The organism is Shewanella sp. SM101 (genome assembly GCF_025654465.1).
Classification (GTDB): Bacteria; Pseudomonadota; Gammaproteobacteria; order Enterobacterales; family Shewanellaceae; genus Shewanella; species Shewanella oncorhynchi.
Map to the genome: position 1 here is coordinate 61,315 of NZ_JAKKRH010000017.1, position 22,077 is coordinate 83,391.

The following is a 22,077-nucleotide window of genomic DNA, read 5'->3' on the forward strand; positions in this document are numbered from 1 at the left end:
AGAGAATTAGCGAATATTGCCCATAGTCTGGTATTCTATCGGGCTAGTAAACGCACTTAATTGCATAAGAATAATGCCTAAACACGACTCTCTTTGGTTGAAATCATTACGTTGGATCCAAAAACACTTAGTGCACACTATTGTGGTGCCTCAGGATCCCTTTGCCGATCTGAATCTGGATGCTTCCAGACCCCTTGTTTATGTGATGAAAACAGAATCCCTCAGTGACATAGCTGCTTTGAGCGAAATAACGGCTAAGTTAGGTTTACCAAGCCCTTATGAGCCTCTAGTGGCTAATGGTGTGACTGCGCCTCGGGTTGTCTGTCTTCAAGGACGTAAGCCACTGTTTGGCGAGCGTGCTGGTAATGAGCCTTTCCTCGAATGCTTTATGCGTTTGTTAGCCGTGCATAAGGAACGTCCTGAATTGGATATTCAACTGGTGCCCGTGAGCTTGTATTGGGGTCGCACGCCAGGGAAAGAAGACGACACTATGAAGGCGGCCGTATTTGAGCGGGAAAACCCGACTTGGTTGCGCAAGTGCTTGATGATTCTGTTCTTAGGTCGACATAACTTCGTGCAGTTTTCGAATGCCGTATCCCTGCGTTACATGGCTGACGAACATGGCACCGACATGGGGATTGCCCATAAGTTAGCACGGGTTGCGCGCGTGCATTTCCGTCGTCAACGTAAGGTAATGACAGGGCCTGTGCTGCCAAACCGCCAAGCACTGTTTCATTCGTTACTCAAATCTGAGTCGCTGCGCAAAGCGATTCAAGAAGAAGCCGCCAGTAAAAAGATTTCTGAGACCCAAGCGCGCGAGACGGCTATTGAGTATCTCGATGAAATCGCTGCCGATTACTCAGACAGTTTAGTGCGTATTGCCGAGCGTTTTTTAACTTGGCTGTGGAACAAGCTTTACAGCGGGATCAACATTAAAGGCGCCGAGCAAGTTCGGCAGTTACACCACGATGGCCACGAGATTGTTTATGTGCCTTGCCATCGCAGCCACATGGATTACCTGCTGTTATCGTATATTTTGTATTATCAAGGCATGGTTCCGCCGCACATTGCTGCCGGCATTAACCTCAATTTCTGGCCCGCGGGACCTATGTTCCGTCGCGGTGGTGCCTTCTTTATCCGCCGTAGTTTTAATGGCAATAAGCTGTACACCGCAGTATTTCGTGAGTATTTAGATCAGCTGTTTGCTAAAGGTTATTCGGTGGAATACTTCTCCGAAGGTGGCCGTTCACGTACTGGCCGTCTGTTGGCGCCGAAAACTGGCATGATCGCCATGACGATGAACAGTGTGCTGCGCGGTATCGAGCGTCCAGTCACGCTAGTGCCTGTGTATTTAGGCTATGACCATGTGATGGAAGTGGCGACGTATCATAAAGAGTTAAGTGGTAAGAAAAAGAAAAAAGAATCTGTGTGGCAGGTGTTTGGTGCGATTCGCAAACTTGGTAATTTCGGCCAAGGTTATGTGAACTTTGGCGAGCCGATTACTCTGCAAAACTTCTTAAATGAGCGCGCGCCAAACTGGCGTACTGAGTTGGCCGATGATCCTGAGCAAAAACCAAGCTGGTTAACGCCAGCGGTAAACGTGCTGGCGAATCGAGTGATGACGAATATTAACGATGCGGCGGCGGCGAGTTCGGTGACCTTGACGAGTTTAGTGTTGTTGGCCACAGATCAAAATGCCTTAGAGCGCAGTCTGCTGGAACGTCAGCTTGATCTGTATCTGACTCTACTCAAAAAAGTGCCTTACACTACTTATACTTCGGTTGCCGAAGGTGATGGTAAGCATTTAGTGCAGCAAGGTTTAGAGCTGAACAAGTTTGTTGTTTGCGCCGATCCTTTAGGTGAAATTGTGTCTATCGAGACGAGTCAGGCAGTGTCTATGACTTACTATCGTAACAATATCATCCACTTATTTATTGTACCGTCATTAATTGCGAGTTGTTTAACGCATAATGAGCAGATCCCGCGTCAGCAAGTTGTGTCAATCGTTGCCGATTTTTATCCACTGCTGAAAGCCGAACTCTTCATGGGCATTAAGGATGTACCTGCCTATGTCAATCAAGTGCTGGATTTCTTCATTGAACAAGGGTTAGTGGTTGAGACTGATACCTTAACTGTCGTGCCTGAACACACTAGCCAACTATTATTGTTAGCCAGTTCAGTGAGCGAAACTCTGCAACGCTATGCCATTATCTTCAATCTGTTAGCGAACAGACCTAAGATGGAGCGCTCAGAACTTGAGTCTGAGAGTCATCTACTTGCCCAGCGTTTAGGCGCTTTGCATGGCATTACTGCGCCAGAGTTCTACGATAAGAAACTTTACGGCACCTTGAGCGTTAAGCTCAAAGAATTGGGATATCTAGCGGATAACCAAGATAAGTCCAATATCAATCGCATACGAGATCAAGCCAATAGCTTATTACGTCCGTCAGTGAAACAAACGATAGTGGCGAGTGTCACCGCGGAGCATACAGTTTAATGGCAAATCATATGAATGCGGCTAAGCATAAGCCCGCAGGTAAGTCCTTGCTCGGCGGCGCCATGATTATTGCTGGCACGACCGTAGGTGCTGGGATGTTTTCTCTGCCCGTGGTCGGTGCAGGTATGTGGTTTGGCTATTCGATTTTAATGTTATTGGGCATTTGGTTTTGCATGTTGATGTCGGGCTTATTGCTACTCGAAACCAATTTGCATTTCGAACCGGGTGCTAGCTTCGATACTTTAAGCAAGCAAACCTTAGGGCAGTTTTGGCGGATAGTGAACGGCGTTTCCATCGCGTTCGTGCTGTATATTTTGACCTATGCCTATATCAGCGGCGGTGGCTCGATTGTGAATCACAGCTTGCAGGGCATGGGAATTGAGTTACCGCAAAGTGTGGCAGGGCTAGTGTTTGCCATAGTATTGGCGAGCATAGTGTTGATCAGCACTAAGGCCGTGGATCGCATTACCACGATTATGCTCGGCGGTATGATCATTACCTTCTTCCTCGCGATCGGCAATTTATTGATCGAAATTGATGTGACTAAGTTGCTCGAACCCGATGGTAATAACAGCTTTTCACCTTATCTGTGGGCGGCGCTGCCCTTTGGTCTCGCCAGTTTTGGTTACCATGGTAACGTTCCCAGCTTAGTGAAGTATTACGGCAAAGATTCCTCCACCATTATCAAGGCGATTTTCGTCGGCACCTTTATCGCACTGGTGATTTATGCCTGTTGGTTAGCGGCAACTATGGGCAATATTCCCCGCAGCCAGTTTATCGACATTATTGCCCAAGGCGGCAATATGGGTGTGTTGGTGGGCGCTTTGTCTGAGGTGATGGCGAGTAGCTGGTTAAACAGTATGTTGACCTTGTTTGCCAACTTGGCTGTGGCTTCATCTTTCTTAGGGGTGACCTTAGGTTTGTTCGATTATCTCGCCGATTTGTTTGGTTTTGATGATTCACGCTCTGGCCGAATGAAAACCGCGTTAGTGACCTTTGTGCCGCCAACGATTTTAGGATTACTGTTTCCCGATGGCTTCTTGGTGGCGATTGGCTTTGCGGCATTAGCGGCAACTGTATGGGCGGTAATTGTCCCGGCGCTGATGGCCTATAAATCGCGGCAGTTGTTCCCCGATAGCACAGGTTTTAGAGTGATAGGCGGTACACCGCTGATTATTCTTGTGGTGTTATTTGGCATAGTCACGGGTGCATGTCATCTGCTCGCGATGGCAAATTTACTGCCGCAATATTCCTAATTTGTTGTGATGATTTAAGCCCTCCATGTGAGGGCTTTTTTGTCTTTAGCGGTTGAGTTTTGTCTTACAGATCTTTTTAACCTGAATACTGGACAGAAATACAAACTCAGGCTTAACTCGAATGATTGTTAAAACAAAGGAGCCGATAATGAAAATGACTCAGTACGCACAAGGACATGCATGTTGGGTTGAACTTGCAAGCCATGATTGGCAGGGAACAACAGCATTTTACCAAGCGTTATTTGGTTGGAACTCGGTTGAAATGCCGATCCCTGAAGGTCACTTTTCGCTATTTAATTTAGCGGGAGATGACTTAGGCGCCATGTATCAAATCCCTGAGTCAGAAGCACATATCCCCAGCCACTGGCGTATCTACTTTGCCGTCGATGATATCGATGCCAGCATTGCAGAGATTCAAGCGGCGGGCGGCCAAGTGCACATGGGGCCGCATATTGTGGGTGATGCGGGCGTGATGGCGCAGGTGAGCGATCCTGAAGGCGCACGCTTTGCTTTATGGCAAGCGAAGAACCACATAGGTGCTCGCCGTCAGGGTGAACTCAATACCCTTTGCTGGGTTGAGCTGGCTTGCAAAGAGCCGCGTACTGAAGAAGCCTTTTACTGCAAAATCTTCCCTTGGACCAACATGCCGAGTGACATGCCTGACATTGAATACTCAGAATGGCAGCTTAATGGTCAATCCATCGGCGGCATGATGACGATAATGCCCGAATGGGGCGATATTTCTCCCCATTGGCTGCTTTATTTTGCAGTAGCCGATTGCGATGCATTTGCAGAAAAAGCCCAAGCGTTAGGCGCGCAAGTGTGCATACCGCCTAGTGATATCCCTGATGTGGGACGATTTTCTGTCATTGCTGACGCCCAAGGCGCTACCTTTGCGGTGATCAAGCTTAATCAGATGTGACTGGCATATTAAGTGCTGTCATTAAGGTTAAAAACGGCGACGCTAAATCGCCGTTTTTATTTGTCTAACTATTTGTTTAATTAGCGTTATCAATCATGATTGTTTCAGGGCAGGAGCCTTTTGAGGCCTTATTGGCTTTGGCGAGTAGGCTAGGTAAGGAGTCAGAAGTTTTAATGACTTCGGGCAAGTTAATGCGGATTTCACTCAGTAATCCCTTGCCACATTCAAGACTCATTTTAGTGTGAGCGCCTTGACCGAAGCTGCTATCAAAACTTTGGTTTAACTCACTTTTACTGACACTCTTACCTATGTTGTCATGAATAAATTTTTGTACCCATGCCGAGGCATTGACCGCTTGGGTCAGCTGGGTTGCCAATAAAAAGTACTCGTTAGGGTCTTGGCTACGGCAAGTGCCGTGTTTCCACCATTCGTGGCGTTCTAAACAGGTGCCATATTGGGCGCTTGGCATGACTTCTTCTAAATTTTTGCGCACCGATGGATTCAGTTCAAACTCTGGATAAGTACAGAAATCATTCGGTTGCAGTTTGACTGTGCTGCAATAGCCATATCGCGTGCCGCATTGTTGTTTATTCGGCCACAGTCCGTGCAGGCTGAAGTGTTGCCATTGGCTCGATTCTGGCGTTTGGCTGAGGGCGCGACATTCGGCTTTACGGCGGCCATAGAGTTCACAAAAGGTGCTTTGCCAGCTTAATGCCAGCACGTTGGCGTCAAATTCACCGCCGATTCGGCATTGATTTCCTTGGCGTTTCTCTGGGGTACCATGCTCTTTAAGGCTATCTCGGCTTTTTGCTTTGATGTCCGATGCCGTGGTGGTTTGCGCCGGTTCCGCCGCCGTTGCAGGTGTTGATAAATTACTGTCAGCAACATTAGATAGATATTGACCACAATCGCCGCTGATCCAACGCATGGGAGACTTCACCGCATTGGTGCGCACTCTTAGCCAATCAGGTTTAGCACTATTGCCGAGGATTTCAAGTACAGGGTAGCGCTCACCAATATTGCTCTGCCATTGGTCTGGATTCGTCTGCTTATTTTTCGATTGAAATAGCTCACAGCGTTTGTCGGCAACGAATTCACCGGTTGCGGGTGCGGCAAAGGCGGGTGCTGTAATGATGAGCGCAGCGCATAAACCGAATGCGGCAAGTAATGCGCGTGATGGGGTTTTAAGGGAAAGTGCTTGCGGCCATATCCGGCTGATGGTTAAACAAAATGACTTGGTCATGTGATGGAATCCTTCCTGCGGCAGTGAATTGAGTCAATTCTGTGTGGCACTGAGTCAATGGTACACATAAGCGCTATAAACTTAGAGGCTTATTTTACCCAGAGTGGTATATGGCACTGTTGTAAAATTAGATTTTTAATCTGATTGAATGAGAAAATCCCCTCAAACTTTAATGGTTTGAGGGGATTTTTATCGGTGTTCTAGCGCCGTACACTCAATTACGCCGCGTCTTTCTTTAATTTACGCGAGTAAATCAGTAGATAAAGTGCGGGTAGTACAAACAGTGACAGTAATGGGGCCGTAACCATGCCGCCGACCATAGGTGCGGCAATTTTCTGCATCACATCGTTACCCGATCCTGCACCCCACATAATGGGGAGTAGACCGAAGAAGATGGTCGCTACTGTCATGGCTTTGGGGCGGATCCGCATAACGGCACCTTCCATTAACGCTTCTTTTAAGTCGCTGACGCTGTGGTAATTATCTTTCTCTTGTCTGTGCTTGATGGCGTTATTGAGATACACCAGCATTACTACCCCAAACTCGGCGGCTACACCCGCTAAGGCAATCATACCGACGGCGACTGCCACTGAGATGTTGTAATCCAGTAGGTATAACAGCCAAGTGCTGCCGACCAACGCGAAGGGGAGGCTGAGCATGATAATACTGGCCTGAATGGTGGAGCCAAAGGTCATCATCAGCAGGATGAAGATGACGGCTAATGCCATAGGGATCACTTGCTTAAGTTTTGCATCTACCCGCTGCATATATTCGTACTGCCCTGCAAAAGTGTAGCTGTAGCGCGGGGGCACCTTGAGTTCGGCATTTAAAGCTTTCTTGGCGGTCGTAATATATTCGCCGATAGACGTGCCTTCAATATCGATAAACACCCAAGAGATTAAGCGACCGTTTTCACTGGTGAGCATAGGTGCGCCATCGGTGATTTCTATATCCGCTAAATTTCGCAGTGGTAGATAATTTCCCGATTTAGTGATCACAGGGAGTTCGCGCAGCTTTTCGATATTATCGCGTAGCTCACGGGGATAACGTAGGTTGATGGGATAGCGCTCAGCCCCTTGTACCGACTCGCCAATATCCATACCGCCAATGGCGTAACGCACGACATCTTGAATATCTTGCAGTGACATACCGTAACGTGCGGCCACATCGAGTTTGGGGGTGATATCGATATAACGCCCGCCACCACTGCGTTCAGCATAGGCTGACTTAGTGTGTGGCACTCTACTGAGGATGGCCTCTATTTCTGCCCCTAGATTTTGCAGCTCGTTGACATCGGCGCCGGTGATCTTAATACCGACGGGGGTTTTTATCCCCGTCGAGAGCATGTCAATACGGGTTTTGATGGGTTGTACCCAAGCATTGGTGAGTCCTGGTACTTTGACGGTTTGCTGTAGTTGGGCAATGATGCCATCTAAGGTCATGCCTTCACGCCATTCCTCATGGGGTTTGAGCATGATAGTAGTTTCAAGCATGGTCAGCGGCGCGGGATCGGTCGCGGTTTCGGCGCGGCCTACCTTGCCAAACACGCGGGCCACTTCGGGCACGGTTTTAATCAAGCGGTCGGTTTGCTGCAAGACTTCGGCGGCCTTACTGGCACTGATACCGGGCAATGCCGTTGGCATGTAGAGCAAATCGCCTTCTTCAAGGGCGGGCATAAACTCACTACCCATGCGGGTCATGGGATACCAAGCACTGGCCAGCGCGACTAACGCTAACATCAGGGTGACTTTAGGAAATTTAAGCACCAGTTTGAGCGAAGGTTGGTAAAGCGCGATCAAGAAGCGACTGAGAGGATTGCTGCGTTCGCTGGGAATTTTGCCGCGAATAAAGTAACCCATCAAAATCGGCACTAAGGTGATCGATAAAAAGGCCGCCGCTGCCATGGCGAAAGTTTTAGTGTAGGCCAGTGGCGCGAATAATCGACCTTCCTGCGCTTCGAGTGCGAACACAGGCACAAAGCTTAAGGTGATAATAATCAATGAGAAAAATAACGCAGGGCCGACTTCAATCGACGCTTCGGTGACGATGCGCCAATGCTCCTTAGTATCGGGCTCGCGATCATGTTTGGCTTTGAAATGTTCTAAATGCTTGTGCAGGTTTTCGATCATCACAATCGCGCCATCCACCACGGCGCCGATAGCAATGGCGATGCCGCCAAGGCTCATGATATTGGCGTTCACACCCATCTTATTCATCACGATAAAAGCGATAAGGATGGATAGCGGCAGGGTTATCACGGCCACGAGTGTGGAGCGCGCATGCAGCAAAAACAGTAAGCAGACTAAGCCAACCACCAACATTTCTTCGACGACCTTGCTAAACAAGTTGTCGACGGACTTAAGAATCAAGTGGGATCTGTCATAGGTTGGGATAATCTCAACCCCATCGGGCAGGCCCGCTTTGAGTTCTTCGAGTTTAGCTTTCACCGCATCTATCGTCGCTAAGGCGTTTTCGCCGTAACGCATCACCACAATTCCGCCAACGACTTCACCTTCACCGTCGAGTTCGGCTATACCGCGGCGTGAGGCTGGGCCTTTGCGCACAGTGGCGACATCTTTGAGTAATAAACCTGTACCAGAAGGGCTGGTGATACCAAGGGGAATTTCACGAAAATCCTCTAGCGTCTGGCGATAGCCTTTGGCGCGCACCATGTATTCGGCTTCGGCCATTTCGATCACTGAGCCGCCAGCTTCGCTATTAGCTTTATCGATCGCTTGTTTAATGCTGGCGATATCGAGCTTATAGATCGCCATTTTATCGGGCTCAAGCACTATCTGATAGGTTTGCTCCATGCCGCCGACGGTGGCAACTTCAGACACGCCTGCCACGCTTTGCAGCTCTAGCTTGAGATACCAATCCTGCAGACTTTTGAGTTGCGATAAATCTAAATTGCCAGAGCGATCGACCAGCGCATATTCATACACCCAACCGACACCGGATGCATCGGGACCGAGTGAAGGTTGTACGCCCTGGGGTAAACGGCTGCTAATTTGACTCAGGTACTCGAGCACCCGCGAGCGTGCCCAGTAGATGTCGGTGCCATCTTCAAAAATCACATACACATAGGAGTCGCCGAACATGGAATAACCACGTACGGTTTTGGCGCCTGGTACGGCTAACATGGCGGTCGACAAGGGATAAGTCACTTGTTCTTCAACCAATTTAGGCGCTTGGCCCGGGTAAGGGGTTTTAATGATCACTTGTACGTCGGATAAATCCGGCAGCGCATCAAGCGGCGTTTTGCGCAGCTCCTGCACGCCCCAAACTGTGATCATGATGGCGATAATCAACACCATCAATCGCTGCCTGATTGACGCCTCGATAATATATTTCAACATAACGCGCTCCTAGTGCTGATGACCGCTGCTTAAACGCATTAAGCTGCCCTTGAGACTGGCTTCGGAGTCGAGTAAGAATTGCCCCGAAATCACCACACGTTCACCTTCATTCAGGCCTGAAATAATCTCGGCTTTACCTTGGCTCATCATGCCGACTGTGACGGCCTTGGCGGTAAAGCTGTCATCGGTTTGTTTGACGATCACGCGGTTTTCTTTACCCGTCTGAATTAAAGCTTCCTGCGGGATCACGAGCACATCTTTATTCGGGCCACCGAATAGCGAGACTTTCGCGAGGGTTTTAGGTCTTAAATCTACGTCGGCATTGTTGAGAACCACTCGTACTCGCAGGCTGCGAGTGACTGGGTCAAGCTCAGGGTAGATATAATCGATCGTGCCTTCGATGCCACTGATATTCATGGCGGGAACGGCAATTTCGGCCTTTTGACCTTTAGCAATCCAGCTTTGCTCATTCTCGAATACGTCGGCAATCACCCATACCTTAGAGAGATCCACTAGGGACATGACTTCGGTCGAAGGCTGAATGTACATGCCATCACGAACGTCGAGGGCTTTAACTATGCCATCCTCTTTGGCGTAGAAAGGTACGCGATACTGGGTTTGATGTGACTCGGCTAATTGTTTGATTTGTCTGTCGTTAAAACCGAGGAAAGATAAGCGTAAACCCGCATTGCGCACCAAATCTTTGTAGCGGCCTTGGCCGTTTGCTTTGGCGGTGTCCATGGCGAGCAGGTAGTCATCTTGGGCGTTAATTAAATCGGGAGAGTAGATCTCGTAGATCAGTTGGTCTTTCTTGACGGTATCCCCCACGGATTTGACCATGAGCTTTTCAATCCAGCCAGTGACGCGGGCATGGATATGGGTGATCTGGCTTTCGTCGTAATCGATTTGACCGACGGTTTCGACAAATTTCCACAGTGTGTCGCGTTCAACCTTGGCGACTTTGAGTGCCAGCGCTTGCTGCATACTGCCGGAAACATTGATATTGATTTCTTGGGTATTGCCGCCCGTTTCGACTTTTTCTAAGTTCATGCCGCAGATAGGGCAAGTGCCGGGCACATCGCTGATGATGTGAGCATGCATAGGGCAAACGTACTTGATTGTTGTCACGTGGTTTTGGGCTTTAACTAAGCTGTCGGCCTTAGGTGTTGGGGTATCGAATACCTGGCTCGAAGCTTTCGCTGCCAAGATTTGTCCATGCTCAGAGGCTTGGTGATCTGCGACTTGATGCTGTGCATGCTCGGCCGCAGAGTTTGCGGTATCTTGTTTCTCAACTAAAAACATATTGCACTTAGGGCAGCGACCAGGCTCATGGCTGAGCACTTCGGGATGCATAGGGCAAGTGTAGGTTTTTACTTGATTTAACGAATTATTTTTAGGCGCTGTTGCAGAATTTACTGCAGCTTCGGTCGCCACGGGCTCTTGTGTGCTCGCCAGTTGGGCATGGCTCAACCAAGGCGTACCTAAGAGTAAGCTACTCAAGATCAGTACGGCTTTAGGGGTCTGCTTTTTTACGGTTTTAAATGAATTCATATGCCTCATCTCCAGCCTAGCTTAGTGGTGTTTGTGGGCGTTTTTTGCCGCACCTTCAGCCGGTTTTGCTTCTATTGCCTTTGGCTCTAAGTTCATACCACATTGAGGGCAAGTATCCTCTTTGCTGCCAGTCACTTCAGGGTGCATAGGGCAAACATGGGTATGTGCTTGTTCCTGTGGATTGGCATTGTCGTGTTGATGTGCGTGCGGCGCGGCCGTCGCAAACACGCTTGTGCTGGTCAGCAAGAATGTGATTAAGGCGAGATTAGTTAGTGTTTTCATATTATTCACTCCATCGGATTAACGGCCGAATACGAGCGCATAAACGTCAGTGAGCACAGTGGATCAAAGCGGTTCGCTTCGATAGACGAATTGATGCCACAATTTGGCATTCGGCTCAGTAATCAACGTTTTGCTAGACTCGGGTGCACGATTTAATGATAAGGCACCACAATAAACGGCTAAATAGGGCGTTAGCTTAGGGCTAACAGCATTGTCGTTTTAGCTTGGTCGTTTGGCTTTTTTTAAGGGTTTATTTGCCCAATAAGCACAAAGTAGAGCTAGGCTATCGGTGGTTTAAAGGCCGAAGACAAAGAGATAGAGTGGAAATGAGGCATAGGAGTGGCCATTGCAGTATCGCTCATGCTCACACTTGGCCAGAGGTGTGGGCTGAATAGAGTGCCAGCGACTGAAATCGTCAAACAATGACCACAATCATTTGAACATGATGTGGTGCCATCACAGCAATGCTGTTTCGCGCCGGGAAGCATTTTATCGTTGCAGCAATCCGTGTTGGCCATTGAATGTGAGTCAGAACTGTTCTCCGTGTCCATCTGCATCATTGTAGCGTGGTGCATTTGGGAGGAAACCTCATGATTCATCGCACTCATATCCATAGTGTGTGGCACCATGGCGTGACCATTAGACACGACACTTTGCCCGACGAGTGCGAGTAGAGTGAATATGACTAAAAAATAACGACTGAGTGTGTGATGCATAAGTATTCCAAATGATGAACGGCTCGAGTCTAGCATAGAGGCATTATGCTGTAATGATTTAACTCACATTTCAGCACATGCCTCAGATTAAATATTTAACTCGTCTAAATTAGAAAGCGGGGTTGCTGACTAACATTTTCGCCATCAGTTGGCTGTGGCTTTGCAGTGGATATTCGCCCGCTTTGTCACCATTAATACTGAGTTGAATCGTTGGATATTTAATAAATTGACGCGCTTCAGCTTCAGTCATTATTTTGGGCTGGGTGATTTGGTAGCTATCACTCGCCTTCACATCCAGCACTAAGTAAAGCGGCGCTGATTTAACCCAGTTGCCACTATCATCGGCGCGATAATCAAATATATCCTGATATTTTAGCTCGAGCAGTACTTTCCCTGCGGAGAGTTGGATGGGTTTAAAGGGCGTGGTTGGCACACCATTGATACTGATAACACTGAGCGCATCTGTGCTATTTAAGCTGGCGGCTGTAACTGTGGTGCTACTTAATAAGGCACCGATAACGAAAGTAAGGCCTAGTAAGCTTTTGTTCAATAAAGTGGTTTTCATAATAAACTCCAAAAATTCTCTGTACCTCGTTGCGGTGCGAATATGCAGCGGCGCAATCAAAGGTGTTTAGTCGGTTTTACGTTGTAAAAAACGAAAGACGTTACAGTGAATTGGAGTTAGGAGGCGGTGTGGTGAGCCCGAGGTCGGCAGTTTGCATCGCCCAGCCTTGTATGGCAATACGCTTGCTTGCTGGGTTGGCGAAGGCCAGTTCTAGCACTGCAGGCTCAAGGTAAAGTGATGATAGGCAATGGGTTTGACAATGACTTGTCATACTATCTTGGCAGTGTTGCAAGCAATCGGATGCAGAACAATCTGGCATGGTGCAGTTCATTTCTGCATCCATCATCAGCATGGTTTGACTGCTGTGGCCATTGGTGTTGGCTGAAGTTGGCATAGCACTCACTATCGCCGATTGGGCGATTAGCGAAAATAACACTGCTATGGTGATCCAAAATTTAGCCATGATAACTCTGAAAATTGATTGCTTACCCTTAGAGACCTTAGTTAGCCCAATAAAGTTTCATATACGATTCAAATTTTAATTTTTAATGATTTATTTCTCCGCCTACTTCAATAATTAAACAAAACATCGACTGGATCACATTTCTATTTTCTAGAAATGATTTCAATAGTGATTGATTCTCAAAGGGGAAATCTCATCGCGATAATCGGTAACTTGCGATTATCGGGTGATTGCATTAGCTTTAGTTAAAGTGCATCACAGTTCAGCTAGCGGTTTTTACCAAATGACGTCCAAATAGTTAGAGCTAAGTCTCATTTTGCGCTTTTAAGGTTAATTTAATCAGCAAATTTCGGCTTAAAATCAAATTTCTAATAAATGAAAGAGCATAAACTAGTCTTATAAAAACTAATTTTGACAATTTTGGAGATAGAGTGATGAACTGGCGTGCACTATTTAAACCTAGCGCGAAATATTCAATCCTGGCGCTACTGGTCGTCGGTATTGTAGTGGGTGTTGTGGGATACTTTACCACTCAACAAACATTACACGCGACCAGTACAGATGAGTTCTGTATGTCTTGCCATAGCAATCATTCGCTGAAGGATGAAGTGTTGGCTTCTGCCCATGGCGGCGGCAAAGCGGGGATTACGGTTCAGTGTCAAGACTGTCACTTACCCCATGGTCCAGTCGATTATTTGATCAAAAAAATCATCGTATCTAAAGATTTATATGGTTTCATGACAATTGATGGCTTTAACACTCAAGCCTGGTTAGATGAAAATCGTAAAGAACAAGCGGATAAAGCGCTGAACTATTTCCGTGCGAACGATTCTGCTAACTGTCAACATTGCCACACTCGTATTTACGAGAATCAGCCAGAAACTATGAGTAAAATGGCTGTAAGAATGCACTCAAATAACTTCAAGAAAGAACCTGACGCGAGAAAGACCTGTGTTGACTGCCATAAAGGCGTAGCACACCCATATCCAAAAGGATAAGGTTTAGCGATTCAGTTTCTTAATTGATAGCCATTAAAAAGCCCTCAATAGAGGGCTTTTTGCTGTCTGTGTGCTCGGTTAATTCGCTTGAGTCATCACCCGTTGTCGATAAGCTAACAGGCTGAAAATTCCGAAGATAAACACTTGTAGATAATCTTGTTTCGTTAATGGTAGTAAGGTCTTAAACAGCATGTGGAAAATCGCGACTTGGAAGCAATGCATCATGCAGGTAATGGCAAACAGGATATTTAAAGTAATCGCCACATTGCCTTCAAAGGGGATGACTAAGTTGTAGGCCATCATCAACCATGCAATCAGAGTGATGGCTTTACCTAAGTTAATCAATAAGGGCATGGTTTTCATCTTCGATGGGCTCAACAGTGGTTTCTGAGTGATATTGATATAAACGGTAGCTCACTTGCCCTGCATTCTTTTCTTTTAAGGCGTGCCAGCGCGAAGGGATAGCAAGTTGCGGCAATTCAGACTCGATTTCAACATAAATCAGCGCACCATCATTAAGCCAACCTTGAGAATCTAGCAGTTGAATCGTCTTTTCTGCCAATCCCTTACGAAAGGGGGGATCGATAAATACCACATCGAAACCTTGCTCGCAGCCCCTTTGCAGTACCACTAACGTATCAGCATTGAGCACTTCGGCCTTATCGCATTTAAGGGTTTGCAGATTTTCTTTTAATTGCAGGGCTGCGCCGCGTTGCAACTCGATAATTTGGGCGAAACTGGCATAGCGGGACAAGGCTTCGAGAGCTAAAGCGCCACTACCGCCAAAACAGTCGAGTACACGTGCATTGACTAAATCATTAGCCAGCCAGTTAAAGAGTGTTTCGCGAACCCTGTCTGTCGTTGGGCGTAAACCTTCGAGATCTTGGATAGGTAGACGACGCGAGCGCCATTGGCCTGCGATGATCCGCACTTGTCCACTGCCGGGTTTATTTTTGGCTGTTTGACCCTTGGTCACATTATTTTTGACCGTTCGATGATTAACCAAAGTGCCCCCGTGATTTTGCCTGAAGAAAGAAAGTGGTAGACTGTGCCACCTTAATAAAGGCCGCTATTTTATATCAAAGTCTCACTAAAAGGTGAGAAGGCTAACTGAGCTTAGCTAATTGCCGACTTTTTGGGCGTAATTGCCGAGGCAATCTGGTATAACATCAGGGTCTTATTCAAAATTCAATACTGAAGTAGAGCGCTGGAATCACACATGGCAAAGAAAGGTTTTTTCTCTTGGTTTCGTAAAGATAAGTCACAAGATGAGGTCGTCGCTGAAACGCCAGTTGTTACTCCAACACAAGATAGTGATGCAGCACAGCGTGTAGCGCAGGAACAAGTAGAGGCACAAGGGGCCATCGAGGCCGAAGCTCATGCTGAAAAACAGGCTGCAGAACAGTTAGCGGCCGAACAAACACAGGCAAAAGCCGAAGCCGAGCAATTTGCCCTTGAGCATGCCCGAATTGAATCGTTGCATTTTGCTAATCAGCAAGCTGAAGCGACACGTTTGGCCGCTGAACAACTTAGTGCAGAAAAGCATGCTGCAGAGAAGTTAGCCGAAGCACAGTCAGGAGCAGAGCAACGCATCGCAGAACAATTGGCAGCACAGCAGTTAGCGGTTGAGCAAGCCGCCGCAGAGCAATTAGCTCAAGCAGAGGCGGCGCGTGTAGTTGCCGCTCAGCTAGAAGCAGAATTACTCGCAGCGGAACAAGCTGAACTTGCCCGCTTGGCCGCCGAACAGCATGCTGCTGAAGCCTTAGCTGCAGAACAACTCGCTGGCGAAGCACTAGCACGTGAGCAAGCAGAGGCTTTAGTTCAGCAACAAGCTGAAACTGAGCAAACTGTTACAGCAGTTGCTGAATTACAACCTGAGCCGCAGGCTCGACCCGTTAAGGAAGGGCTCTTTGCTCGCCTGAAACGTGGCTTAATGCGTACCAGCGAGAATATCGGCAGTGGTTTTATCGGCCTATTTCGCGGCAAGAAAATCGATGACGATCTGTTTGAAGAACTCGAAGAACAATTATTAATCGCCGACGTTGGTGTCGAAACCACTACGCGATTAATCAAGAATTTGACAGAGCATGCCTCACGTAAGCAGCTTAAAGATGCCGAAGCTTTATATGAATTACTGCGGGATGAGTTGCAAAAAACACTCGATCCTGTCGCTATCCCGTTAGTGCCAGACAATGCTAATGGCCCATTTGTTATCTTAATGGTTGGCGTTAATGGCGTGGGTAAAACCACCACTATTGGCAAATTAGCCAAACAATATCAGAGCCAAGGTAAGTCAGTGATGTTAGCCGCGGGTGATACCTTCCGTGCTGCAGCGGTTGAGCAGCTACAGGTTTGGGGTCAACGTAATGATATTACAGTGATTGCCCAGCATACAGGTGCCGATAGTGCCTCTGTGTTGTTCGATGCTTTGCAAGCGGCCAAGGCGCGTAAAGTGGATGTATTGATTGCCGACACTGCTGGTCGTTTACAGAATAAAGCGCACTTGATGGAAGAATTAAAGAAAGTGGTGCGAGTGATGAAGAAGCTCGACCCAGATACGCCGCATGAGGTCATGCTGACATTAGATGCGAGCACGGGGCAAAACGCGATTAGCCAAGCACAATTATTCCAGGAAGCCGTAGGTGTAACGGGTATTACCATCAGCAAGTTAGATGGAACGGCTAAGGGCGGCGTGGTATTTGCGATTGCTGATAAGTTTAATATTCCGATCCGTTACATAGGTGTGGGTGAGCAAATTGATGATTTGCGAACCTTCAATTCGAAAGAATTTATCGATGCCTTGTTCACTCAAGAAAAAGCGGATAGCTAATTTATGATTGATTTTCAGCAGGTCAGTAAGATTTATCCTGGCGGCCAAATGGCGCTGGAGGATGTGAATTTTCATCTACAGCAAGGTGAAATGGCATTTTTAACCGGCCACTCGGGGGCGGGTAAAAGTACGCTGTTGAAATTAATCACGGTAATCGAGCGGGCAACAACGGGGCGCGTCGCGATTAACGGTCACGATATCGCTAAAGTCAGCCCTAAACATGTGCCTTATTTGCGCCGCAATATCGGGATGATTTTCCAGAACCATCATCTATTGATGGACCGAAGTGTGTTCGACAATGTGGCTTTACCACTGGTGATTGAGGGATTCTCCCATGGCGAAATTCGTAAGCGTGTTGCGGGTGCCCTCGACATGGTGGGTTTATATGGCAAGGAGCGGCATAACCCAATTATGTTGTCCGGCGGCGAACAGCAACGTGTTGGCATTGCCCGTGCGATTGTGAATAAACCACCTTTACTGCTCGCCGATGAGCCTACGGGTAACTTAGATCCTAAATTATCTATGGATATTTTGCGTCTGTTTGAAACCTTTAATGATGCGGGAACCAGCGTATTAATTGCCACCCATGATTTAGGTCTTATTGCACGAATGAAATATCGCACTTTTACCCTCAAACAGGGCCGTATGTTAGGTGCACAAGAGTTGCATCCTAATGTACACACTCGCAGTGCATCGACGAATAGAGGCGAAGGGCAATGAGCGATAGCGCAAAATTAACTCGCAGCAAGCTGCCTCTGTCTGGTCGGATTGTGATGTTTTTTATTCGCCATGCGCAGCAAGCAATGGCGAGCATGGGAGAGCTCTGGCGCAACCCAATATCCTCTGTGATGACCATGGCTGTCTTAGGTGTGAGCCTAAGTTTGCCTGCAGCATTGCAAGTGCTAGTTAAAAATGCCGAGACCATTACCAGTTCCTGGAACAGCGCGGCAGAGATCTCCTTGTTTATCGACGATAATCGTAGTGAACAAACGATTCAGAGCCTGCTGACTCGCATTCGGACATATCCCGAAGTGGATAAAGTGCAATATATTGATAAAAATCAAGCGCTAGAAGAATTCCAACGCTTATCTGGGTTTGGTGAGGCCTTGGCCTATTTAGATAAAAATCCTTTGCCCGCGGTCATTACCGTTACGCCTACGCCGCGTTACTCAACGCCGGTGGGCGCCCGTGAACTCTTAACTAAACTAGAGCGCGAGCCTGAGATTAGCTTTGGCCGTTTAGATATCGAATGGTTAGAACGGTTACAGGCGGTAGTGCGTCTACTCGAACGTACTGTGATGGCGATTGCCGCGTTACTCGTGCTGGCCGTGGTCTTAGTGATAGGTAATACGATTCGCTTAGCGATTATGAATCGGCGCAGCGAAATTGAAGTGATGAAGCTCGTCGGGGCAACCGAAGCCTTTATCCAGCGCCCATTTCTCTACACTGGGATTTGGTACGGAGTCATTGGCGGCATATTGGCTTGGCTTATCATCAACTTATTAGTGTGGTATCTCGATTCCGCCCTTGCCGAACTTTTAGGCTTGTATGGCAGTCAGCTTGAAATGAAATCACTCACTTTTATTGAACTGCTGCAATTGGTTGGACTTGCCTCATTTTTAGGTTGGTTAGGTTCGTATTTGTCTGTACGCCAGCATTTACGGTCGATTGAACCTTCATAATAATCAGTCGATTAAACTAAAAAAAGTGACGAAAAAAATGCTGAGTAATGAACTTTTGTTCACTTGCAATGTCTACTTCAGCGAGGTAAAAAGGGTATCTGCAAACGAGCTGAGGTTGACATACTCTGTCAATTAGCCGATAGTTCGTGAGCTTATTCTTAGGGTATTTTGTTGTTGAACCTAAGAATGCACTCGTTAAGTAGTCTGATAAATGTAGGAGAGCGAATGACCTTTCAAACGCAATCAATGGCACTGACAGTCCCACAGGGCGCCAGTAGTCTAGAAGCTTATATCCATTCAGTGACTAGCATCAGCATGCTGGACGCTGAGGCTGAGTATGAGTTGGCCAAGCGTTTACAGGAAACTGGTGATCTACAAGCTGCGAAGCAACTGATTATGTCGCACTTACGTTTTGTAGTGCACGTTGCAAAGGGCTATTCAGGCTATGGTTTGCCACAGGCAGACCTGATCCAAGAAGGCAACATAGGCTTGATGAAAGCGGTTAAACGCTTCGATCCCGATGTTGGCGTGCGTCTAGTGTCTTTTGCTGTGCACTGGATCAAAGCTGAAATTCATGAATATGTGCTGAAAAACTGGCGCATTGTTAAAGTCGCGACCACTAAAGCGCAACGTAAGTTGTTCTTTAACATCCGTAAAGCGAAAAAACGCTTAGGTTGGTTCAGCGATGCAGAAGTCACTATGGTGGCTGAAAATTTAGGTGTGTCTAAGGCCGATGTGACCGAAATGGAATCACGTATGGCAGCGCAAGATCCGGCATTTGATTTAACCAATGATCAAGACGAGGAGCATGATTTTGCCCCCGTCCATTATTTGGAAGATCATTCATCGGATTTAGCGGAAAATATTGAAAACGACAACTGGGAATCGAATGCTCAAGGTCGTTTATTATCGGCCATCAAAACCCTAGATGAACGTAGCCAGCATATTCTGCGCGCCCGTTGGTTAGATGACGATAAAACCACACTGCAAGAACTTGCAGAGACTTATCAAGTGTCGGCTGAACGTATTCGCCAACTTGAGAAAAATGCCATGAACAAGCTGAAAGCTTGTATGGAAGCCTAAGTCACATCACGTGTAAAATGATTGTAACTTAACCATAAAAAAACCTGCTGCGACAGGTTTTTTTATGGGTGAAATTTGGCTTGATGACGTTGATGATAAATCAGTGTTTAACAAGATTAGCTATCAAGGCTTTTCTATTTACTTTCAGCCCTGCCTGCTCATGATTTTCTGGCCATACATAATACTGTCTTGGGCGTTTGAAGCGGGCGATTTTGTCGGCGAGGAACAATTCGAGTTCACTTGCAATCGACTCTGTGAGATGAGTTAAACTGCCGCGAATGATAGCGGCGGGGAGATTGCCAAATTGTGCATCGGGGATGGCGAAAACGATAGCATCGTCTATTTGTGGGTGCTGTTTAAGTGCGGCTTCGATTTCTTCTGGCTGGATGTTTTCGCCGCCGCAGATAAACATATTATCGACGCGACCAAGAATGCGAAGATTACCATTTTCGTCCCACTCGCCCTTGTCTTTGGTGTAAAACCAGCCATCTTGTTCAACGCACTTTTGTATTCCATCCGCGGTGAGATAGCCCATAAACAGACATTCGCCGCGCACCAAAATCACACCGTTTTCGATTTTAAGCTCACGCTTGGGGAGTAATTTGCCACTGCTACCGTCGCTTAAAGCGTGACCTGTGGTGATCTGCGAGCTCATTTCCGTCATGCCGTAACTGGTGTAACTGGCGATATTGCGTTGCTTAAGTTGTTCGAGTAAGTCGATTGAGACTGCGCCGCCACCAAGTAATAAAGCTTTGATACTTTTAAGCTTGCTGCTCGTATCGGCAAGTAACTTGCTCAGTTGTGTGGGAACGAGAGATATGTGAGTCAACTGATCTTGGTCAATCTGCTGACCAAGGCTAAGCGCTTGATCTGGCATGACAACACTGGCACCGACTAAGGCACAGCGGTTTAATATCGCAAGACCGCCAATATGGAATAAGGGCAAGGAGAGTAGCCAGGCATCACCTTGTTCGAGTGGGATTAAGCTGCGGGCACCTTCAGCATTGGCAATATGATTCGCTAAGCAATGCACCGCCGCTTTGGGAAAGCCACTAGAGCCTGAAGTTAAAATCACATTAGCTGGACGAGTAAAGTCGACAGGCAGGGCTAAGTCACTGCTAACGCAATTGAAATTTAAGCGCAAGTGATGACAATTCTGTAGTTCACAAACCTCAGCACTCCAAACATAGCGGATCTGATGTTCATTAATTAAGTCTTGGATCTGCGCGAGGGGGAAACGGGGCGAGATAGGAAAAAAGATTACTCCTATATCGATGCAGGCCCAATAGAGACAAATCATCTCGAGATTATTGCTAGCAATACAGGCGAGCGGTTCCCCCTTTGAGATCCCCGAAGCGCTTAGCTGCTGAGCCAGTGCGATAACGCGCTGGCTAAGCTCTGAGTAATTAATGTCTTGCCCCGCCAACTTGATGGCTGTCTGCTGTGGAAACGCAAGCGCAGCTTGGTGCACGGGTGACAGTGCAAGCGGTTTTGATAGGCTGGCATTAGACAAACTCGTTTCCCTCACTTTTGGCTGTATCATCATTTTGTTGCATTGAATCAATGGCGTGCAGTGCAATTGGCTCAAGTTGCGCGAGTGTGAGGCAGTATTTTTTACCCGATGACACGACTAAATCTTGGCTAAAGGCGCTGAGGGTATCGAGCCCAGGGATTTCATCCGGAGTGAGAATCGCGGCTAAATGGGCCAGATCATTAATGCCTAAACTGCTCTCTAGACTCGAACTGATAATGCAACGTACGCCATAGCTTTGCGCCGTATCGATTAAATTAGCTAGCTTTTCGATACTGCCGAGCAGCATAGGCTTGATGACAAGCGCAGTCAGGCCATTTTGCATTACAAACTGGTATTCTGGATCGTTGAGCGATTCATCGAGGGCGTAGGGTATACCAATTGCTTGATAAAATTCATGATTATCATGAGGATTCAGGCAAGGTTCCTCAATGTACTCTATGGTCTCTAGGGGCAAGCAAGCGGCAAATTCGATTGCTTGCTCAAGTGTAAACCCTCGGTTCGCATCCAAACGCAATTTGAGATCGGGGCGGGTACGTAAAATGCCATAAATCAGGCTTAGTTCATCTTCGATTGAAGTTTGCGCGACTTTGACTTTAACCGAACGAACATCCCTGCCAAGGGCGGCAATTTTGCTATCGAGCAAGTCTTTGCTCGCATCCGTTGGATGATAAATCAAAGGGACTGTGGCCGTTTGTGGACGGATGGCATCGAGTTTGCCCATTAACTTGGCATGTAACAGACTTAAACCAAAGGCCAAAGAAGGGTAAGGGCTTTGCTCGGCGCATTCCAGCAATGTATCAATATGCTGACCGCAGAGTTGGGGTAATAATCTACTCAAAGCCGTTTGCACTTGAGTGAGTGTTTCACGGCTGAACCCCATCAAGGCTTGTTCATCGACATCTATGCCAGAGAGTGGGGCAATTTCAACTTCGACTTGTCTATGCTCGCCACCAACATTAGCGCTGGCACCGACACCGGCTTGTAGTACTAATCCCGCTCTGTGATCGATACGTTGCTTGCCGACGGGCAATAATACGTCGAGCGGTAGTCGATATTGATACAGGTTAAGCGAAGTTAATATCATATATTTCCTACA

General features: G+C 47.3%; 19 protein-coding genes. 8 read left to right on the forward strand and 11 right to left on the reverse strand.

All coding sequences use genetic code 11. The annotated features are described in order from the left end of the window. Nucleotides 1-73 precede the first annotated feature (73 nt). The 3 genes from plsB to L5M38_RS11255 all read left to right on the forward strand — a co-directional run bounded on the left by plsB (nt 74) and on the right by L5M38_RS11255 (nt 4,675). Nucleotides 74-2,497, forward strand: coding sequence for a glycerol-3-phosphate 1-O-acyltransferase PlsB (gene plsB / locus L5M38_RS11245; RefSeq protein ID WP_263168569.1), 2,424 nt, complete (start codon nt 74-76; stop codon nt 2,495-2,497). Then, nucleotides 2,497-3,753, forward strand: coding sequence for a tryptophan permease (gene mtr / locus L5M38_RS11250; protein WP_263168567.1), 1,257 nt, complete (start codon nt 2,497-2,499; stop codon nt 3,751-3,753). Before plsB ends, mtr begins: the two co-directional genes overlap by 1 nt. 148 nt (nt 3,754-3,901) lie before the next feature. After that, nucleotides 3,902-4,675 (forward strand): VOC family protein, encoded by a 774-nt coding sequence (locus L5M38_RS11255; RefSeq protein WP_263168563.1) that lies wholly within the window; start codon nt 3,902-3,904, stop codon nt 4,673-4,675. Between the two features lie 76 nt (nt 4,676-4,751). Here L5M38_RS11255 and L5M38_RS11260 read toward each other — a convergent pair whose 3' ends face one another. From L5M38_RS11260 to L5M38_RS11290, 7 genes are all read right to left on the reverse strand, one after another. Continuing rightward, nucleotides 4,752-5,918 (reverse strand): ribonuclease T2, encoded by a 1,167-nt coding sequence (locus L5M38_RS11260; RefSeq protein WP_263147440.1) that lies wholly within the window; start codon nt 5,916-5,918, stop codon nt 4,752-4,754. Between the two features lie 218 nt (nt 5,919-6,136). Next, a complete protein-coding gene (locus L5M38_RS11265) occupies nt 6,137-9,277 on the reverse strand; it encodes an efflux RND transporter permease subunit (protein ID WP_263147443.1) in 3,141 nt (1,046 codons plus the stop codon). A gap of 9 nt (nt 9,278-9,286) precedes the next feature. Then, a complete protein-coding gene (locus L5M38_RS11270; protein ID WP_263168561.1) occupies nt 9,287-10,828 on the reverse strand; it encodes an efflux RND transporter periplasmic adaptor subunit in 1,542 nt (513 codons plus the stop codon). A 21-nt stretch (nt 10,829-10,849) separates the two neighbouring features. Next, entirely contained in the window at nt 10,850-11,110 is a 261-nt protein-coding gene (locus tag L5M38_RS11275; protein ID WP_198572393.1) for a heavy metal-binding domain-containing protein, read from the reverse strand. A 278-nt stretch (nt 11,111-11,388) separates the two neighbouring features. Beyond that, nucleotides 11,389-11,826, reverse strand: coding sequence for a hypothetical protein (locus L5M38_RS11280; RefSeq protein WP_263168558.1), 438 nt, complete (start codon nt 11,824-11,826; stop codon nt 11,389-11,391). A 109-nt stretch (nt 11,827-11,935) separates the two neighbouring features. After that, nucleotides 11,936-12,391 carry a DUF2057 family protein gene (locus tag L5M38_RS11285; RefSeq protein WP_198572391.1) on the reverse strand — a complete coding sequence of 152 codons (456 nt, stop codon included), beginning with the start codon at nt 12,389-12,391 and terminating at the stop codon, nt 11,936-11,938. A gap of 100 nt (nt 12,392-12,491) precedes the next feature. Beyond that, a complete protein-coding gene (locus tag L5M38_RS11290) occupies nt 12,492-12,854 on the reverse strand; it encodes a hypothetical protein (protein WP_198572390.1) in 363 nt (120 codons plus the stop codon). Nucleotides 12,855-13,288: 434 nt separating this feature from the next. On the opposite strand from L5M38_RS11290, the gene L5M38_RS11295 reads away from it, so the two are divergent. Next, the gene (locus tag L5M38_RS11295; RefSeq protein ID WP_105250630.1) at nt 13,289-13,852 is read left to right on the forward strand and encodes a NapC/NirT family cytochrome c; all 564 of its coding nucleotides are present in this window, start codon (nt 13,289-13,291) and stop codon (nt 13,850-13,852) included. A 78-nt stretch (nt 13,853-13,930) separates the two neighbouring features. On the opposite strand, the gene L5M38_RS11300 is transcribed toward L5M38_RS11295, so the two are convergent. Together L5M38_RS11300 and rsmD are read right to left on the reverse strand one after the other, a co-directional pair. Next, complete coding sequence (locus tag L5M38_RS11300; RefSeq protein ID WP_263168555.1) at nt 13,931-14,215, reverse strand: DUF1145 domain-containing protein; 285 nt, start codon at nt 14,213-14,215, stop codon at nt 13,931-13,933. Continuing rightward, nucleotides 14,190-14,858, reverse strand: coding sequence for a 16S rRNA (guanine(966)-N(2))-methyltransferase RsmD (gene rsmD, locus L5M38_RS11305; RefSeq protein WP_263175671.1), 669 nt, complete (start codon nt 14,856-14,858; stop codon nt 14,190-14,192). The genes L5M38_RS11300 and rsmD overlap by 26 nt, the downstream gene beginning before the upstream one ends. A gap of 213 nt (nt 14,859-15,071) precedes the next feature. Here rsmD and ftsY point away from each other — a divergent pair, with 213 nt between their 5' ends. The 4 genes from ftsY (at nt 15,072) to rpoH (ending at nt 19,447) form a co-directional block, all read left to right on the forward strand. Next, the gene (gene ftsY / locus L5M38_RS11310; protein WP_263179132.1) at nt 15,072-16,682 is read left to right on the forward strand and encodes a signal recognition particle-docking protein FtsY; all 1,611 of its coding nucleotides are present in this window, start codon (nt 15,072-15,074) and stop codon (nt 16,680-16,682) included. A 3-nt stretch (nt 16,683-16,685) separates the two neighbouring features. After that, on the forward strand, nt 16,686-17,402 hold the full coding sequence (ftsE, locus tag L5M38_RS11315; RefSeq protein ID WP_212599516.1) for a cell division ATP-binding protein FtsE: 717 nt from the start codon (nt 16,686-16,688) through the stop codon (nt 17,400-17,402). Further along, nucleotides 17,399-18,364, forward strand: coding sequence for a permease-like cell division protein FtsX (gene ftsX / locus L5M38_RS11320; RefSeq protein WP_113940269.1), 966 nt, complete (start codon nt 17,399-17,401; stop codon nt 18,362-18,364). Before ftsE ends, ftsX begins: the two co-directional genes overlap by 4 nt. A 225-nt stretch (nt 18,365-18,589) precedes the next feature. After that, complete coding sequence (rpoH, locus tag L5M38_RS11325) at nt 18,590-19,447, forward strand: RNA polymerase sigma factor RpoH (protein ID WP_006079635.1); 858 nt, start codon at nt 18,590-18,592, stop codon at nt 19,445-19,447. Nucleotides 19,448-19,547: 100 nt separating this feature from the next. Here rpoH and menE read toward each other — a convergent pair whose 3' ends face one another. Continuing rightward, nucleotides 19,548-20,990 carry an o-succinylbenzoate--CoA ligase gene (gene menE / locus L5M38_RS11330; RefSeq protein ID WP_411569305.1) on the reverse strand — a complete coding sequence of 481 codons (1,443 nt, stop codon included), beginning with the start codon at nt 20,988-20,990 and terminating at the stop codon, nt 19,548-19,550. After that, nucleotides 20,953-22,065, reverse strand: coding sequence for an o-succinylbenzoate synthase (menC, locus tag L5M38_RS11335; RefSeq protein WP_263179136.1), 1,113 nt, complete (start codon nt 22,063-22,065; stop codon nt 20,953-20,955). Before menC ends, menE begins: the two co-directional genes overlap by 38 nt. Between the last annotated feature and the right edge of the window lie 12 nt (nt 22,066-22,077).

Coding starts and splice junctions, on each gene's coding strand:
- plsB (WP_263168569.1), top strand. CDS start 74: ATGCCTAAACACGACTCTCTTTGGTTGAAATCATTACGTTGGATCCAA.
- mtr (WP_263168567.1), top strand. CDS start 2,497: ATGGCAAATCATATGAATGCGGCTAAGCATAAGCCCGCAGGTAAGTCC.
- L5M38_RS11255 (WP_263168563.1), top strand. CDS start 3,902: ATGAAAATGACTCAGTACGCACAAGGACATGCATGTTGGGTTGAACTT.
- L5M38_RS11260 (WP_263147440.1), bottom strand. CDS start 5,918: ATGACCAAGTCATTTTGTTTAACCATCAGCCGGATATGGCCGCAAGCA.
- L5M38_RS11265 (WP_263147443.1), bottom strand. CDS start 9,277: ATGTTGAAATATATTATCGAGGCGTCAATCAGGCAGCGATTGATGGTG.
- L5M38_RS11270 (WP_263168561.1), bottom strand. CDS start 10,828: ATGAATTCATTTAAAACCGTAAAAAAGCAGACCCCTAAAGCCGTACTG.
- L5M38_RS11275 (WP_198572393.1), bottom strand. CDS start 11,110: ATGAAAACACTAACTAATCTCGCCTTAATCACATTCTTGCTGACCAGC.
- L5M38_RS11280 (WP_263168558.1), bottom strand. CDS start 11,826: ATGCATCACACACTCAGTCGTTATTTTTTAGTCATATTCACTCTACTC.
- L5M38_RS11285 (WP_198572391.1), bottom strand. CDS start 12,391: ATGAAAACCACTTTATTGAACAAAAGCTTACTAGGCCTTACTTTCGTT.
- L5M38_RS11290 (WP_198572390.1), bottom strand. CDS start 12,854: ATGGCTAAATTTTGGATCACCATAGCAGTGTTATTTTCGCTAATCGCC.
- L5M38_RS11295 (WP_105250630.1), top strand. CDS start 13,289: ATGAACTGGCGTGCACTATTTAAACCTAGCGCGAAATATTCAATCCTG.
- L5M38_RS11300 (WP_263168555.1), bottom strand. CDS start 14,215: ATGAAAACCATGCCCTTATTGATTAACTTAGGTAAAGCCATCACTCTG.
- ftsY (WP_263179132.1), top strand. CDS start 15,072: ATGGCAAAGAAAGGTTTTTTCTCTTGGTTTCGTAAAGATAAGTCACAA.
- ftsE (WP_212599516.1), top strand. CDS start 16,686: ATGATTGATTTTCAGCAGGTCAGTAAGATTTATCCTGGCGGCCAAATG.
- ftsX (WP_113940269.1), top strand. CDS start 17,399: ATGAGCGATAGCGCAAAATTAACTCGCAGCAAGCTGCCTCTGTCTGGT.
- rpoH (WP_006079635.1), top strand. CDS start 18,590: ATGACCTTTCAAACGCAATCAATGGCACTGACAGTCCCACAGGGCGCC.
- menE (WP_411569305.1), bottom strand. CDS start 20,990: ATGATACAGCCAAAAGTGAGGGAAACGAGTTTGTCTAATGCCAGCCTA.
- menC (WP_263179136.1), bottom strand. CDS start 22,065: ATGATATTAACTTCGCTTAACCTGTATCAATATCGACTACCGCTCGAC.